The organism is Anaerolineales bacterium (genome assembly GCA_030583885.1).
In the GTDB taxonomy this organism is placed as follows: Bacteria; Chloroflexota; Anaerolineae; order Anaerolineales; family Villigracilaceae; genus Villigracilis.
In genome coordinates, this window is sequence record CP129480.1 from 1363707 (window position 1) to 1377955 (window position 14249).

General features: G+C 55.6%; 14 protein-coding genes and 2 tRNA genes. 12 read left to right on the forward strand and 4 right to left on the reverse strand.

Translation table 11 applies throughout. The features are described from left to right. Positions 1–150: 150 nt before the first annotated feature. The 3 genes from QY332_06820 (at position 151) to leuS (ending at position 3747) form a co-directional block, all read left to right on the forward strand. Positions 151–223 (forward strand) — tRNA-Ala (locus QY332_06820). A 22-nt stretch (positions 224–245) separates the two neighbouring features. After that, positions 246–318 (forward strand) — tRNA-Ala (locus QY332_06825). A gap of 594 nt (positions 319–912) precedes the next feature. Then, positions 913–3747, forward strand: coding sequence for a leucine--tRNA ligase (gene leuS / locus QY332_06830; protein ID WKZ37645.1), 2835 nt, complete (start codon positions 913–915; stop codon positions 3745–3747). Between the two features lie 30 nt (positions 3748–3777). On the opposite strand, the gene QY332_06835 is transcribed toward leuS, so the two are convergent. Further along, positions 3778–4308 carry an isoprenylcysteine carboxylmethyltransferase family protein gene (locus QY332_06835; protein WKZ37646.1) on the reverse strand — a complete coding sequence of 177 codons (531 nt, stop codon included), beginning with the start codon at positions 4306–4308 and terminating at the stop codon, positions 3778–3780. A gap of 161 nt (positions 4309–4469) precedes the next feature. Between QY332_06835 and folE the strand changes: the two genes are divergently transcribed. Continuing rightward, positions 4470–5105, forward strand: a complete 636-nt coding sequence (gene folE, locus QY332_06840; protein WKZ37647.1) for a GTP cyclohydrolase I FolE — start codon at positions 4470–4472, stop codon at positions 5103–5105. Here the strand turns inward: folE and folK are convergent. The 3 genes from folK to QY332_06855 all read right to left on the reverse strand — a co-directional run bounded on the left by folK (position 5095) and on the right by QY332_06855 (position 6777). Then, positions 5095–5574: a 2-amino-4-hydroxy-6-hydroxymethyldihydropteridine diphosphokinase gene (gene folK, locus QY332_06845; GenBank protein ID WKZ37648.1), complete on the reverse strand. Its 480-nt coding sequence runs from the start codon at positions 5572–5574 to the stop codon at positions 5095–5097. The genes folE and folK overlap by 11 nt on opposite strands. Then, a complete protein-coding gene (gene folB / locus QY332_06850; GenBank protein ID WKZ37649.1) occupies positions 5567–5923 on the reverse strand; it encodes a dihydroneopterin aldolase in 357 nt (118 codons plus the stop codon). The genes folK and folB overlap by 8 nt, the downstream gene beginning before the upstream one ends. A 74-nt stretch (positions 5924–5997) precedes the next feature. After that, the gene (locus QY332_06855) at positions 5998–6777 is read right to left on the reverse strand and encodes an SDR family oxidoreductase (GenBank protein WKZ37650.1); all 780 of its coding nucleotides are present in this window, start codon (positions 6775–6777) and stop codon (positions 5998–6000) included. Positions 6778–6881: 104 nt separating this feature from the next. On the opposite strand from QY332_06855, the gene QY332_06860 reads away from it, so the two are divergent. The 8 genes from QY332_06860 (at position 6882) to QY332_06895 (ending at position 14219) form a co-directional block, all read left to right on the forward strand. Then, positions 6882–7895 (forward strand): hypothetical protein, encoded by a 1014-nt coding sequence (locus tag QY332_06860; protein WKZ37651.1) that lies wholly within the window; start codon positions 6882–6884, stop codon positions 7893–7895. 83 nt (positions 7896–7978) lie between these two features. Beyond that, positions 7979–9037, forward strand: coding sequence for a DPP IV N-terminal domain-containing protein (locus tag QY332_06865; protein WKZ37652.1), 1059 nt, complete (start codon positions 7979–7981; stop codon positions 9035–9037). Between the two features lie 84 nt (positions 9038–9121). Continuing rightward, positions 9122–9658, forward strand: a complete 537-nt coding sequence (locus QY332_06870; protein WKZ37653.1) for a sigma-70 family RNA polymerase sigma factor — start codon at positions 9122–9124, stop codon at positions 9656–9658. Further along, positions 9645–10166 (forward strand): zf-HC2 domain-containing protein, encoded by a 522-nt coding sequence (locus QY332_06875; protein ID WKZ37654.1) that lies wholly within the window; start codon positions 9645–9647, stop codon positions 10164–10166. Before QY332_06870 ends, QY332_06875 begins: the two co-directional genes overlap by 14 nt. 53 nt (positions 10167–10219) lie before the next feature. Then, entirely contained in the window at positions 10220–10711 is a 492-nt protein-coding gene (locus tag QY332_06880) for a hypothetical protein (GenBank protein WKZ37655.1), read from the forward strand. A gap of 155 nt (positions 10712–10866) precedes the next feature. Continuing rightward, the gene (locus QY332_06885; GenBank protein ID WKZ37656.1) at positions 10867–11397 is read left to right on the forward strand and encodes a hypothetical protein; all 531 of its coding nucleotides are present in this window, start codon (positions 10867–10869) and stop codon (positions 11395–11397) included. 26 nt (positions 11398–11423) lie between these two features. Continuing rightward, positions 11424–12905 carry a DUF1800 family protein gene (locus QY332_06890; GenBank protein ID WKZ37657.1) on the forward strand — a complete coding sequence of 494 codons (1482 nt, stop codon included), beginning with the start codon at positions 11424–11426 and terminating at the stop codon, positions 12903–12905. Positions 12906–13007: 102 nt separating this feature from the next. Next, on the forward strand, positions 13008–14219 hold the full coding sequence (locus QY332_06895; protein ID WKZ37658.1) for a DUF1501 domain-containing protein: 1212 nt from the start codon (positions 13008–13010) through the stop codon (positions 14217–14219). The last annotated feature ends 30 nt before the right edge of the window (positions 14220–14249 follow it).

The following is a 14249-nucleotide window of genomic DNA, read 5'->3' on the forward strand; positions in this document are numbered from 1 at the left end:
AGAATCCATCATGGAATTGGACTGATGGAGAAGAAGACAAGGACGGGATGATCAATCGAGTTAATTTTGCAGTATTCTTCATTGACATTCCAAATCCCCTCAGGTAGAATACGGTTCGCCTTGTCCCGCATGGCGCGGGATAAAAAATCTGGGCCTGTAGCGCAGTTGGGAGCGCGCCTCAATCGCACTGAGGAGGTCAGGGGTTCGAATCCCCTCAGGTCCACTATAAGGCGGAAAAATAATCAGGGCCCATAGCGCAGTTGGGAGCGCGTCTCAATGGCATTGAGAAGGTCGAGGGTTCGAATCCCTCTGGGTCCACCTTCTTAGCTGACAGCCAAAAGCGAATAGCTAAAGGTCACAACAGGAGTAGTAGGTCATCCCGTCAGCGAGTTGGGAGAGTGAGGTGAAAGCCCAACGCCAGTGTCCACGGGAACGCATCTCCCCTACAGGGGATGATAAGGCTGAACTCGCCTGTTATCTCGAAAGAGGACTGCGCTGGTGAACCATAGTAGTCAGCGCCGGGAATGCCCGTTACAGCAACCAAAGTGACGTTAGCAGGTTTGAACGTTGAAACGTTTGAACGTTCCAGCTTGAAAACGTAATCCGGGTGGTACCGCGGAGACCTGTCCTGAGCATGTCGAAGGAGAACTCTTCGTCCCTGATGTGGATGAAGGGTTTTTTTGTTTGGACGGAGGACGACAGACTGTGGGCGATGGTCCCTTGTCCTCGGTCCATGGTCAATTGGAAGGAGGCACGCATGAACATCAAAAGAAATTTCTGGAAGCAGGGTCCGCTCCTTGCAGGTCTTCTTTTTGATTCCGCTGTCTTGTAGGTCAGGCTTTTAGCCTGACAGATTTTCAACAACAAATACATGGCGGCTTGAAAACCCGCCCTACGAATTGAGAGGCAAGAATGGCTGCTGCAAAAAAGAAAACCGAAACAAAAACGAAAACCGCGACCAAAAAGGCTGTGAAAACGACAAAGGCAAAGACGGCTCCGAAGACAAAGACAACGAAAAAATCCGCGCCGAAGGCGAAGACTGTCAAGAAGCCCATTGAGAAAAAGAGCAGGGCGGTCAAATCAAAGGCAGTGAAGAAGAGTGCCCCCGCCAAATCAAAGGCGGTAAAGAAGACGACGAGGAAAACCGTTATCTCGAAGGCGATCATCCCTGCGCCGAGCGGAGCCATCATGCCTGTGACCGAGAAGCCGAAAGCGGTCGTCCCGCTGGAAAAGAAGCCAAGCGCGATCCAGCCTGTGGTGAAGGCAGAAAAAACCTCAAAGGACAAATCCTTCAATCCGCAGGCCTTTGAGAAGAAATGGCAGACGAAATGGGAGGCGGATGGGCTGTACCGCTCTGTCGTGGACAACAACAAGCCCAAGCATTATGCGCTGACCATGCTGCCTTATCCCAGCGGCGACCTGCATATCGGCCACTGGTATGCAATAACGCCGTCCGATTCACGCGCGCGTTTCAAACGGATGCAGGGATACAACGTTCTATTCCCAATGGGATTCGACGCGTTCGGTTTGAATGCGGAGAATGCCGCCATCAAGGACGGCATCCACCCGATGAAGCGTACCTTCGCGAACATCGAACGGATGCGTAAACAGATGAGATCCATGGGTGCGATGTTCGATTGGGGGCGCGAAGCGGTCTCTGCCGACCCCAGTTACTACAAATGGACGGAATGGTTCTTCATCCAGTTGTACAAGGCAGGGCTGGCGTACCGCAAGATGTCGCCCGTGGATTTTTGCCCAAACTGCAATACGACTTTGGCACGCGAGCAGGTTTGGGGCGAGAACCGCGTCTGCGAACGCTGCGGCACGCCTGTCATCAAAAAGGCGCTGGAGCAATGGTTCTTCAAAGCCACGAAATATGCCGATGAACTGTTAAACTTTGATGGTTTGGACTGGCCCGAGCGTGTCAAGACCCTGCAAACGAATTGGATCGGACGAAGCGAAGGCGCGTCTGTAATTTTCAAAACTGAAGCCGGCGAAGACATCGAAATATTCACCACCCGTCCCGACACTCTGTGGGGCGCGACCTTCATGGTCTTCTCGCCTGAGCATCCGTTGGTGGATAAGATCACCACGCCGGAGCATAAAGCCGCCCTCGAAGAATACAAGGTGCTGGCCGCGCGTCAATCGGATATAGAGCGCGAAGCCGTGGACAGGGAAAAGACGGGTGTCTTTACAGGCGGCTATGCCATCAATCCCGTCAATAACGAACGTATCCCGATCTGGATCGCGGATTATGTCTTGATGAGTTATGGCACGGGCGCGATCATGGCTGTACCTGCGCACGATGAACGCGATTTCGCATTTGCCCGAAAGTATGACCTGCCCATCGTCGAGGTGATCAAGCCCGAGGGCGAAGGGGCGACTCATGAGTCGCCCTTACAAGCCGCATACATCGGCGAGGGCGTCATGGTCAACTCCGATCAATTCAACGGCACGAAAGTCAACAATGAAAAGGGTCGGAAGAATCCTGGCATCAGCGCGGTGATTGACTGGCTGGAGGAAAAGGGCATCGGCAAAGAGTCGGTGAATTATCGTTATCGTGATTGGTTGATCAGCCGCCAACGTTATTGGGGCGCGCCAATTCCGATGATCCATTGTGACGTGCATGGCTGGAACCCCGTCCCCGACGATCAACTGCCTGTGACCCTGCCCGAAGATGTGGCTTGGAAGCCGACGGGTGAAAGCCCGCTGAAATTACACCCGACGTGGAAGGATACAACCTGTCCCGTGTGCGGCGGACTCGCCACGCGCGAAACCGACACAATGGATACCTTCATGTGCTCGTCGTGGTATCACCTGCGTTACCTGTCGCCGAACTACGATAAGGGTCCGTTCGACGAAGCTGAATACAACTACTGGATGCCCGTCGATACCTACACTGGCGGCATCGAACACGCCACCATGCATCTGCTGTACACACGTTTCTTCCACAAGGCATTGCGCGACATGGGCATCACCGAGGGCAACGAGCCGATGATGCAACTGCGCAACCAGGGCATGGTGCTGGCCGAGGACAATAGCAAGATGTCCAAGAGCCGCGGCAACGTGGTCGCACCCGACATGCTGGTGAATAAGTACGGCGCGGACACGGTGCGCGCCTACATCATGTTCTTCGCGCGTTGGGAGATGGGCGCGCCGTGGGATTCTCAGGGCATCGAAGGGACAGCGCGCTGGATGCGCCGCGTGTGGACCTTGTTCACCGATCCAACTCCGCCCGGGTCTGCTTCCGACGAAACGAGGAAGAATCTACGCCGACGCGTTCACCAGACCCTGCGCAAAGTAACAGGCGACTTCGAGAACTTCGAGTTCAATACGATCATTTCGTCATTGATGGAATTGATGAACGAAATGTACAAGGCGCATGAATCAGGCGCGGCTGGCACAGAGGAATGGAAGGAAGCCCGGGAAATCTATTTGAAGATGATGGCTCCTGTCGCGCCGCACATCGCCGAAGAACTGTGGAGTAATCAGCTGGGCAAGCCATATTCGATCCATCAGCAACCGTGGCCCAAATTCGAGGAATCCGCTGCGAAGGAAGACTCCATGGAAATCCCCATCCAGATCAACGGCAAAGTGCGCGACCGCATCATCGTCGCGGCTGACGCGAGCGAAGAGGAGATCAAATCCTCTGCACTGGCTTCCGAAGTCATCCAGAAATATCTGGAGGGCAAAGAGCCGAGAAAAGTGATTGTGGCGAAGGGGAAATTGGTGAGTATTGTGATTTAGGAGTGGAAAGTAATGAGCAGGAGCGGACATTTATGTCCGCTCCTTTTTGTTCGATCCTCTCCACGGCTTCAAGCGTGGTATCCATCTGGGAACACTGGCTTTGTATTCGAGGTACCTTTCCCCAAATCGTTTTTCCAACCCCGGCTCCTCTGAAAATATAAAGTAGACGTGGTTGACCAGCAGGAAAACCCCCGCCCAGAGAGCCATGATCCACGATCCCCAGAATAACGCCTGGCCGATCAACATCATCGCCACCCCGCTGATCATTGGGTTGCGGACATGGCGGTACGGACCGACGATGACAAGTTTTTGCGTCGGATCCCAGGGAGCCAGGGTCCCCTGTCCCACAATAGTGAACAGACTTGTGCACCACAGGAGCAGCAGTAGACCGATCCAGACGGAGAAGGCTCCCGCGATGAAACCTGTCCAGGTCATGGATGTCATCCCAACCCAGCGGGTATCATACCCTGCAAAGCCATTAAACAGCCACGCAGGAATTACGATCACCACCATGAACGGCAGTAATAGAACAGACAGGGTGTGTCTCAGGGTATTGAGCATGATGCAGAAGTATAGCAGGAATGAACCTTCCCCGCTTCATACGTCCGGGCGTTTTTTGCAGGATTTTGAACTGCCTGATTTTAAATTTTCTCCATTTTCCTTGATGCACTTCATGCAAATTCAGATACAATCGGGTTATTTCATTGTCGATTGGAGATGCTATGCGTGATCCTGAAACAAACGCAGATTTCGATGTGCCGCCGTCCTTCGATACGGAGATAGACATCGAGGCTGTTGAAAAAGCCGTTCATTCCATGCTGACCGCGTTTGGTGAAGACCCGCAGCGGGAGGGCTTGAAAAATACGCCCAACCGTGTGGCCCGCATGTATCCTGAACTATTGAGCGGCTATCGTGCAGACCCGATAAAGCTGGTCAATAGTGCGCTTTTCACTGTTGATTATGATGACATGGTTATTGTGCGTGACATTGAATTTTACAGCCTGTGCGAGCATCACATGCTGCCTTTCCTCGGACGCGCCCATGTCGCCTACATCCCCCGCGGACAGGTGATCGGTCTTTCCAAGATTCCCCGCATCGTGGATGTGTACGCCCGCCGCCTGCAGGTGCAGGAACGCATGACCCGTCAGATCGCGGATTTCATCAACAACCTGCTAAAGCCGCAAGGCGTTGCGGTTGTGGTGGAAGCCCTGCATTTGTGCTCCATGATGCGCGGCGTGAAGAAACACGATGCGCGCATGACCACATCCACCATGCTCGGGAGTTTTCGCACCAAGATTGCCACGCGCGAGGAATTTTTGGACAATATCTCGCGTGGAGCGGGTCCGCTTAAGATATAGCCACATCTTCCCGCTTCTTGATCCACACGCGGCTTTGAAACTGTTGCGCCACTTTGGCAAGAGACAGGCCTCTAGCCGGGTGCTGGAAGTCCGGCAACAATTCTGCCAGTGGTATGATCACGAAGGCATACTCCCAGAAATCCGTGTTGAGCGGCGTTTCATCATACAGTTCGATATCGATGTCAATGGTGCGCGGGGCGTTCTTCTCCGCACTGCGGATGCGCGCCAGCTTGGCTTCGATCGGGCGGATGATCTGTTCCTTCAATTCAACAGGCCCTAGATCAGTAAGGAATAATACACAGGCGTTCAGGAAATTCGGTCCGTCGAAACCAACCGACTCAGATTCCCAAACGCTGGATACAGATTCGACCCGGCCGGCCTGCCGCAGCAGGTGCATTGCCTTCGGAAGGTTGCTTTCTGCTTGAATATTGGAGCCAAGGCTGAGATAGGCGCGATGCAGGTCAGTCATCCCGCTTGCGTTCGATTTCCACACCGACGGATCGGGCAAAGCGCACCGCGCCGGGTTTTTCCACGCGCACGATGGCTTTTCGCACCCCGTTTTGTTCCAGGCAGATTTTTATCAGGTCATTTGCCAGCGCCTCCACGGTCAGCCGTGCGGCTGTTTCTGCATGTGCCTGTATCTTTTTTGCCAGCGTGCTGTAATCCACGCAGTCTTTGATATCGTCACTTTCGGCGGCGCAGGCCGTATCCGAAAAAACGGTGACATTGATCAAAATATCCTGCGGCTTCTTGCGCTCCCAATCATTCACGCCGATAATCCCGCGCACGAGCAGGTCTTTGATGAAGGTTTTATCCATGGATTCTCCTGAAATGCTCTGGGTTGGGCAGCTTGCTGCTCGGTTATCCATCCACAAGCTGACGAACTCCAGAATTAAACCAAGTGCCTTCCGCCATCCACGTGGATGATCTCGCCGGTGATGTAGGCGGGACCGGCCAACAGGAAGATTAATGCATGACCGGCCTCGCCCGCCTCGCTCCACCGTTTGGCTGGGACATGTTCGATGATCCCTTCCCCCGCTGAGGGATTGCCTGCAGGGTTGGTATCTGCCGGAGGGAGGATCGCACCAAGCGCAAGTCCGTTGACGGTGATGCGCGGGGCTAATGCAACCGCGAGCGATTTGGTCATTGCGGCGAGTGCGGCTTTGCTGACGGTGTAGGGGAAGTGGTCCGCGCCGGGGCGCAAGGCGCGCCAATCCAATATGTTCACGATGCGGCCCTCATTCGCATGCCTGGAAAATTCCCGGCTTAATAGAAACGGCGCGGTCAGGTTGATGTTCATGTGATGCTGCCAGTCTGTGAGCGTTGTGCTGTTGAAGGAGAGCGGTTCGAAGATGGCGGCACTGTTGACCAGCGCGTAGAGCGGGGAAAATTCATTCGCCTGGGAAATGAGTCTCGAAACAGAATCAGGTGTCCCGAAGTCTGAGGCGAGGATGTGGGCCTTGCGCCCAAGGGATTGGATCTCATCCCGCACTTGTTTTGCCTCTTCCTCCGAATGAGCGTAATGGAGGATGAGATCGGCGCCGGCGCGGGCGCAGGCAAGCGCGAAGAGACGTCCCACACGGCGGGCGGCGCCGGTGATGAGGATGGTTTTTCCATTCAGGTCGTTCATCTTTTTGATTGTATCATTATCAATTTTGACCGTGTTTATCATATTCTTGACTTCCCTTTTTGGAGGTGATAATATCCCCCTGCATCGTTGCAGGCCTCACCGATGTTTTGCGTTTCCCAAGCCTCTGTAGAGAAAGGTGCAATCGTATGACCAAAAGCCAAACCCCGCCAATCTATACGGGTGATATCGCCGAACAGCATATCGACCCGTCCCGGGAATATTCCGCTGAAAACCAGGAGATCGTTTTTTCCGGCGAGCAGCATGCGATCTGGGCGGACTTGTATGACGGGGTTTATCAACCCTACCTGCTGGAACATATCTGCCAGGAATGGAATACGGGGATGGATTTGCTGCAGCTCGACCCGTCGGGCATCTCGACGGTGGCGCATCTTAATGAACGCATCACACCGCGCACGGGCTGGCACATCGAGCGGACGGTCGTCCGCTACACGCTTGCAGATGACTGGTATAAGAAATTCGCCCAGCGCGTGTTCCTGATCACCGATTATCTGCGCACCCGCGACCAGATGGAGTTCACGCCGGAACCGGATATGTTCCATGACATCTTTGGTCACCTGCCGTTTCTCACGCAGGAGTTCTATGCGCGCATCGAGGACAAATTCGCGCCGGCCTACATGAAGGCGACCGCGGAAGAGCGGGAGGTGATCAAGCGTCTGGCCTGGTACAGCACCGAGTTCGGCCTGATCGTGCAGGACAACCGCTTCAAGGTCTTTGGCGCGGGCATTATTTCGGGGCGCAAGGAACTTACCCGCACGATCATGGAGTTCTACCGCCTTGGGCGCGACAATGTGATCGATTTCTCACGCCCGGTCTTCGCGCAATTGCAGGCGCATTTCCTCGCCAGCAAGGCCAACCTGCACCGCATCATCGACGGGGTGAACGCGCTTCACACAAAGGGACAGATGTCCTCCGCGGATGAAGGCTGGAATGTCGTCCTCGGGCTGTATAAGAGTTTGAACATCAAGCAGGAGGGCATGTTCGGCGGCGAAGTCATCATTGCGCCGTTCGATATCGAGACCATCGCCCGCATCCCGAAAACGGTCTATGCCTTCAATCCCATGCTTTTCGTTTGTGAATCGCTCGATCGAATGGACGAATTGCTCGATTCGTACCTGAAACCGATCGCAGATCGAGCGTAACATCAAGAGCCAGCAGACCGCCGGCGGCGGACGGTGGTCTGCCTTTTTTCGGGACCCGCCGCCTGCTCAACCACCATTCTGTAATGACATTCCGAAATCTCCCCTCCATCCAAAAACTTCTCATCGCCGGCCTGGGCTTCGCCTTTCTCAGCCTTTGCGCGCTGATCGGCTGGGCAATTCTTATCGTGGCACAGGAACCTGTGGGAACGCCGACCCCTGCGATGGCCTTATTTGTTTTGGAGACTCCCACGCTTCAAATCCCTGATTCCCCAACCGACTCTGCGACGCCTCCCCCCACACTTGAACTGATTCAAACCTCCGAACAGATCCCCGCACCCCAGCCGATTTACAACGACGCCCCGCCTCCGGCCGGAAAGATCGCCTTCGCCTGTTATGTCAAACAGATCGACCAGATCTGCCTGCTCAACGCGGATGGCAGCGGCCGCAAACAACTCACCAATCTCAAAGCCACCGCTTTCTATCCGTCTGTATCCCCTGATGGGCAGACTATCTACTTCTCCTCACGCGATAGCGGGACATTTGAGATCTATTCGATTGACATCAACGGGAATGATCTAAAAAAACTGACGGACGATATCGGCGCACTGTATGCGCCTGAAATGTCCCCGAATGGCGAATGGATCGTCTTTACCAACCACGGCAAGGGACTGTGGCTGATGAGACCGGACGGCAAAAACCCGCATGCGTTGACCACAAGGGATGATATCGACCCGTCCTGGTCGCCCGACGGTTCGATGATCGCCTTTGCCTCCTCACGAGCCGGCGCGCGCCAGTTATTTGTCATGAACGCGGACGGGACGAACATTCAGCAGGTGACCGACCTCAATAACATGGGCGGACGCAACACCTGGTCCCCCGATGGCACCCAGCTTGCCTTCTACCGCGGATCGCAGGGCGACCGGGACATCTACATCATCAACATTGACGGCACAGGCCTGGTCAAGCTGACGAATGGCGGCGATAATCTCGCCCCCTCCTGGTCGCCCGATGGGGAGTGGATCGCCTTCACATCCTTTCGTGACGAGAACAACGAGATCTACGTCATGCGCCCCGACGGCTCGGGCGTTACCCGCCTGACCAACAGTCCCATCTCCGATTGGCAGCCGAGGTGGGGGCGGTAAGCGCGAAAGCGGTCCGGCCCTTTACAGTTTCTCATAAACCATCCTGCAACTTTTCCCCTTCCCCGCCTGTATTACACTATAGCCATGACTCCGCCCACCGACCGCGACCTGATCCTGCGCGCCCGTCGCGGCGAAGCGGATGCCTACGGCGACCTCGTGGCACGCCACCAAACGGGCGTGTTCAACGTCTGCTACCGTATCCTGCACAACCGCAGCGACGCCGAAGACCTCGCCCAGGAGACCTTTATCCGCGCCCTCGACCGCCTGCACACCTTCGACCTCGAACGCGAATTCAGCCCGTGGATCCGCCGCGTCGCCGCCAACTTGTGCCTGAATTTCATCGAGTCACTCAAGCCCGCCGCCGCATTGGACGAGGAACGGGATGCCGATGAAAGTCAACGACCCGAGAAGCAGACCGAGGTCAAGGAAAGAAGCGAACAGATCCGCAGCGCACTCGCGTCCCTGCCGCCGCATTATCGCATCGTCGTCGAACTGCGGCATTATCAAGAACTATCCTACGACGAGATTGCGCACGAACTGGATATCCCCCTCAGCGACGTGAAGAGCCATCTCTTCCGCGCCCGCAAACTTCTCGCGGAGAAACTCCATGCATCTGACTGAAGACCAGCTCAACGAATATCTTGACTATGAAACCGCGGACCGAGCGGAAATTGAAATGCATCTCGACGCGTGCGGCGAATGCGCGGCGAGGCTCGCCGCCCTCCAGGCGCTCTTCATCGAACTGGATTCTCTGCCCGAAGTGGCATTGACGCGCAATATTGCCGCCCGCTTCATCCCTGACCGGAGCCGGACTCCCCAACTCCCGCGCTGGCTCACGCTGACAGCCTCCCTGCAAGCCGCCTTCGCGCTGACGGCATTGGCCGCCGCCATCCCCTTCGTCTCGGTCATGCTGCCGCGGATCGAACCGCCGTCCTTCACGACAGTGCTCTTCGAACTCCAATCCCTTTGGACATCCTGGCTCGACGGACTTTCCACTTTCCAACTCCCAGCCATTCAACCATTGCCTCTGCCCGTGATGGAAATGTCCACTCTTCTCCTCGTCCTGGCTGTCGTTGCCATCTTTTGGATTTTCGGAAACGGATTGTTGTTGAGAAATCAAACGAAATAACATACACGCTGGTTGAGACTTCGTCGAAACCACCCGTTGAATAGGAGACCCACATGACCGACATCCTTCGTATTACCCTCATCATCCTCTTGTTGACCATCACGCTCGCCGCCAGTTTCCTTGTCATCGCCGTGCTCTTCCCCAACCGCCTTGCGCGGACAAAATCGGCGGCAACCTCCATGCAAACACGCGCCTTTTGGGTGGGCATGGTCAACTTTGCATTCTTTGGCACGCTTGCCATTATTTTGCTGACTTTGCTGGACGGCAACCGCGTCCCGGATCTGCTGCGCGTTGTCTTGTTCCTCCCGACGATGGCGGTTTTGGCTTTGCTTGGCATCCTGCTCAGCGTTGGCCTGGCTGGGGTGGCTCAGGTCATCGGGGAACGAATTTTCACAGGACAGGACACATGGAGGCAGACGGCCCTTGGAGCGCTCATCCTGGGCACTGCCTGCGCGCTCCCGTTCCTTGGATGGTTTTTGCTGCTGCCTTATGTCGGCTTCGTTGGAATTGGCGCGACCATTCTGGGATTCTTTCAGAAAAGTTAAACCCCCAATCACCGAATATTCATCCAAGACGCGCTCACCCGCGTCTTTTTATTTAAACCTTCGTGCTTTTTCATGTCCTTCATGGATTAAGTTGCAACTTTTCCGCCTTTCCTCCTGTATCCCTTACATCAACCAAATACGAAAGGACTTCACCCATGGCTGACATCTCCGCCTTCTTCTTCATCCTGTTGATCATCGGCACCGCCTTCCCTGCCATGCTGACTGCATGGTGGCTGTTGTTCCCGGCTTTGATTTTGCGCGCGCAAACGCGTGTGGAAAGAACTCCCTGGGGCACCTTCTGGTTGGGACTGATCGTTGTGATCGCCCTGACCATCCCCATCATCATCCTGCTCGCGCTTCCCTTCGGACCCGCCAAATTCATCGGTTGGATCCTGCTCGGCGCAGCGCTTGCCATTTCCTCCATCGGCTCGGCTGGGATCGCCGCCCACCTCGCCGCGCGACTCTCCAAACACAGCAATGTCACCCCGTTGAGCGGATTCATCCGCAGTGCCGTCATCCTCGAACTTGCCGCCTTCTTTCCCATCCTTGGCTGGCTCTTCGTCTGGATCCCCGCCCTGATCATCGCCTTCGGCGCCACGGGCTTCGCTCTGCTTAACTGGAATCCAAGAGAGCAAACAGGCCCATCCTCTGTGGCTGTCCCAACCCCCATCACCCCTGCGCACTGACCCAGCCACCATTCTCATTAACCAACATGACCCTCTCCCGACGCGACTTCCTCAAGCTTGGCGCCCTTGTCTCCGCCAGCGCGGCACTGACTTCCTGCGCCCCGGTCTACCGCAAACTCGCAGGCGGCCTGCCCGTTATCCCGTGGACTGCGCTCGACGCCGGCGACTTCCTTGCGTTGAACCGCCTCACCTTCGGTCCGCGTGTGGAGGAACGTGCCCGTTTTATCGAGATCGGTTTGCAGGCCTGGATCGAGGAACAGCTCGATTTTGAAACGATCAACGATTTCGATTGCGGGCTGCTGCTCAACCCGTTCAAGACCCTCAAGATGGAGGCCAACGAACTCGAAGGCATCAGCAACCGGCTCTTCGATGGCTATGACCGCGACTCTGTACCGGATGAACTTCGCCGGGCTGCGCTCATCCGCCAGTTGTACAGCAAACGTCAGCTCTACGAGATCATGGTCGAGTTTTGGAGCGACCATTTCAACATCTTCATCGAAAAGGGGAACAACTTTTATCTCAAAACGGTGGATGACCGCGAAGTGATCCGCAAACACGCGCTCGGCAACTTCCGCGACCTGGTTTGGGCGTCCGCGCATTCGCCTGCCATGCTGGTCTATCTCGATAATCAAGCCAACGAGAAAAGCCATCCCAACGAAAATTATGCGCGTGAGCTCATGGAGCTGCATACCCTCGGCGTGGACGGGGGCTACACCCAACAGGATGTCATGGAACTCGCCCGCTGTCTCACCGGTTGGAATGTGAAGGACCATTTCTGGCTCGGCGATTTTGTCTTCAAGGAGGACCTGCATGACACGGGCGTGAAACATGTTCTGGGCCATTTGATCCAGCCGTCGGGGCAGGCAGAAGCGGAGCAGGTCATCGAACTGCTTGTCGCCCATCCCGCTACGGCGCGATTCATTTCCACCAAACTTGCGCGCCGTTTCATCGCCGATGACCCCCCTCAAGATGTGATCGAAAAAGCCGCCCAAACTTTCCTCGATACAAAAGGCGACATCCAATCCGTCCTGCGCGTCATCCTTTTTGAAGGCCTGCCGCTTGCGCAGCCAAAATATAAACGCCCCGCAAATTTCGTGCTCTCGTCGCTGCGCATGCTCAACGGCGAGACCGATGCCATCGCGGTCAATGAACATCTGCTGCGCATGGGGCAACTATATTTCAACTGGCCCACGCCAGACGGTTATCCCGATTTCAGCGAAGCCTGGCAGGGCAGCCTCATGCCGCGCTGGCAATTCGCGTTTGAATTTATTCGCAACGAAATGCCAGGCACCAAACACGATCTCCATTCCTTATTGGAGGTCTCATCCACCGGCATTTTACAGGACGATGTGGATGCGCTGGCGTGTTTATTATTGGGTGCGCCTTTGGAGCGCCTCCTCCGCGACGGGTTGATTGATTCCGTCCGAGGAGCGGGCGCCACCGAGGAAGAGACGTTGCAGATCACCGCCGCGAGTTTGCTCGCTTCGCCGGCATTTCAATGGAGATGAACATGTCATTGCGAGGGGAAGCCCGAGGCAAGCCACAAATTAAATCAGGGATTACTTCGCCGCTTTGCGGCCCGCAATGACGTGTAATTTTAGGAGATGACGATGTTACAAACTTTACCGATGTTTCAACAAAAAAAGACCTGGATGCCGCGCCTCGCATTCGCGCCGCAAAATACCGCGCCGCGCGGCGATACGCTGGTCGTCGTCTTCCTGCGCGGCGCAGCGGATGTGCTGAACATGGTCATCCCTCACGGCGAAGAAGCGTATTATCAGCTGCGCCCCACGCTTGGCATTCCGCGCCCCGATGACTCGAACGCCAAAAGGGAGGAACGTGTGGTGGACCTCGATGGATTCTTCGGCCTTCATCCGAACATGCAGCCCTTGCTCGAAGCATGGCAAAGCGAACAGCTTGCCATGCTTCATGCCTGCGGCGCACCTGACGAATCGCGCAGTCACTTCAAGGCGATGGAATTGATGGAGCGCGGTGTGGACGATGAACGCGGCCCGGCCTCCGGGTGGATCGGACGTCATCTGGCCACATTGAACACGGGCAATTCCTCCCCATTGCGCGCCGTGGGAATGGGCACACGCCCGCAAAGAAGTTTGAGCGGTTCTGTCCCAGTCTCCGCCCTGCGTTCGATTGCAGACTTTCACCTCGGCGGTGACCAGCGTGCCTTGCAGCAAATGCGCGCCGCGTTGAACACGGTCTATCAGCAGGATGCGATGGGACAGGACACCCTGTCCATCATGGATACGCTGGAAACATTGGATCCATTGAAATACACCGCCTCAGGTAATGCAATGTACCCCGACTCTGAATTTGGCATGGCACTCAAACAAACAGCCATGCTCATCAAAGCGGAAGTGGGCCTCGAAGTCTCTGCCATTGACCTTGGCGGCTGGGATACGCATTTCGCGCAAGGCTCAGCCAGCGGACTCATGCCGAATCTGATGAGAGACCTGGCTGGGGGTCTTGCCGCTTTCCACGCCGATATGTTTGACCACATGGATCATCTTACCATGGTCACCATGTCCGAGTTTGGACGACGAGCCTCCGAGAATGGAAGCTTTGGAACAGATCACGGTCATGGAAGCATGATGATGGTGCTGGGCGGGAATGTGGATGGCGGTAAAGTCCACGGACAGTGGCCGGGCCTGGCGGAAGGTCAATTGATTGGACCAGGCGATCTGGCCGTCACCACCGACTATCGCGACGTGCTCTCCGAAATTTTGACAAAGCGATTAAATAACCCCTCTACGGATGAAATCTTCCCTCAACACCAGCCAGTCATGCCCAATTTGATTGCAGGCTAGCCAGTTACGGGATGGATAAATTTTATCCAT

What these genes read in the sequence shown, in the direction of transcription:
- QY332_06880 (WKZ37655.1), top strand. Translation starts at nt 10,220, where the DNA reads ATGACCGACATCCTTCGTATTACCCTCATCATCCTCTTGTTGACCATC.
- folE (WKZ37647.1), top strand. Translation starts at nt 4,470, where the DNA reads ATGCGTGATCCTGAAACAAACGCAGATTTCGATGTGCCGCCGTCCTTC.
- QY332_06875 (WKZ37654.1), top strand. Translation starts at nt 9,645, where the DNA reads ATGCATCTGACTGAAGACCAGCTCAACGAATATCTTGACTATGAAACC.
- QY332_06860 (WKZ37651.1), top strand. Translation starts at nt 6,882, where the DNA reads ATGACCAAAAGCCAAACCCCGCCAATCTATACGGGTGATATCGCCGAA.
- QY332_06835 (WKZ37646.1), bottom strand. Translation starts at nt 4,308, where the DNA reads ATGCTCAATACCCTGAGACACACCCTGTCTGTTCTATTACTGCCGTTC.
- folK (WKZ37648.1), bottom strand. Translation starts at nt 5,574, where the DNA reads ATGACTGACCTGCATCGCGCCTATCTCAGCCTTGGCTCCAATATTCAA.
- leuS (WKZ37645.1), top strand. Translation starts at nt 913, where the DNA reads ATGGCTGCTGCAAAAAAGAAAACCGAAACAAAAACGAAAACCGCGACC.
- QY332_06890 (WKZ37657.1), top strand. Translation starts at nt 11,424, where the DNA reads ATGACCCTCTCCCGACGCGACTTCCTCAAGCTTGGCGCCCTTGTCTCC.
- QY332_06885 (WKZ37656.1), top strand. Translation starts at nt 10,867, where the DNA reads ATGGCTGACATCTCCGCCTTCTTCTTCATCCTGTTGATCATCGGCACC.
- folB (WKZ37649.1), bottom strand. Translation starts at nt 5,923, where the DNA reads ATGGATAAAACCTTCATCAAAGACCTGCTCGTGCGCGGGATTATCGGC.
- QY332_06855 (WKZ37650.1), bottom strand. Translation starts at nt 6,777, where the DNA reads ATGATAAACACGGTCAAAATTGATAATGATACAATCAAAAAGATGAAC.
- QY332_06895 (WKZ37658.1), top strand. Translation starts at nt 13,008, where the DNA reads ATGTTACAAACTTTACCGATGTTTCAACAAAAAAAGACCTGGATGCCG.
- QY332_06870 (WKZ37653.1), top strand. Translation starts at nt 9,122, where the DNA reads ATGACTCCGCCCACCGACCGCGACCTGATCCTGCGCGCCCGTCGCGGC.
- QY332_06865 (WKZ37652.1), top strand. Translation starts at nt 7,979, where the DNA reads ATGACATTCCGAAATCTCCCCTCCATCCAAAAACTTCTCATCGCCGGC.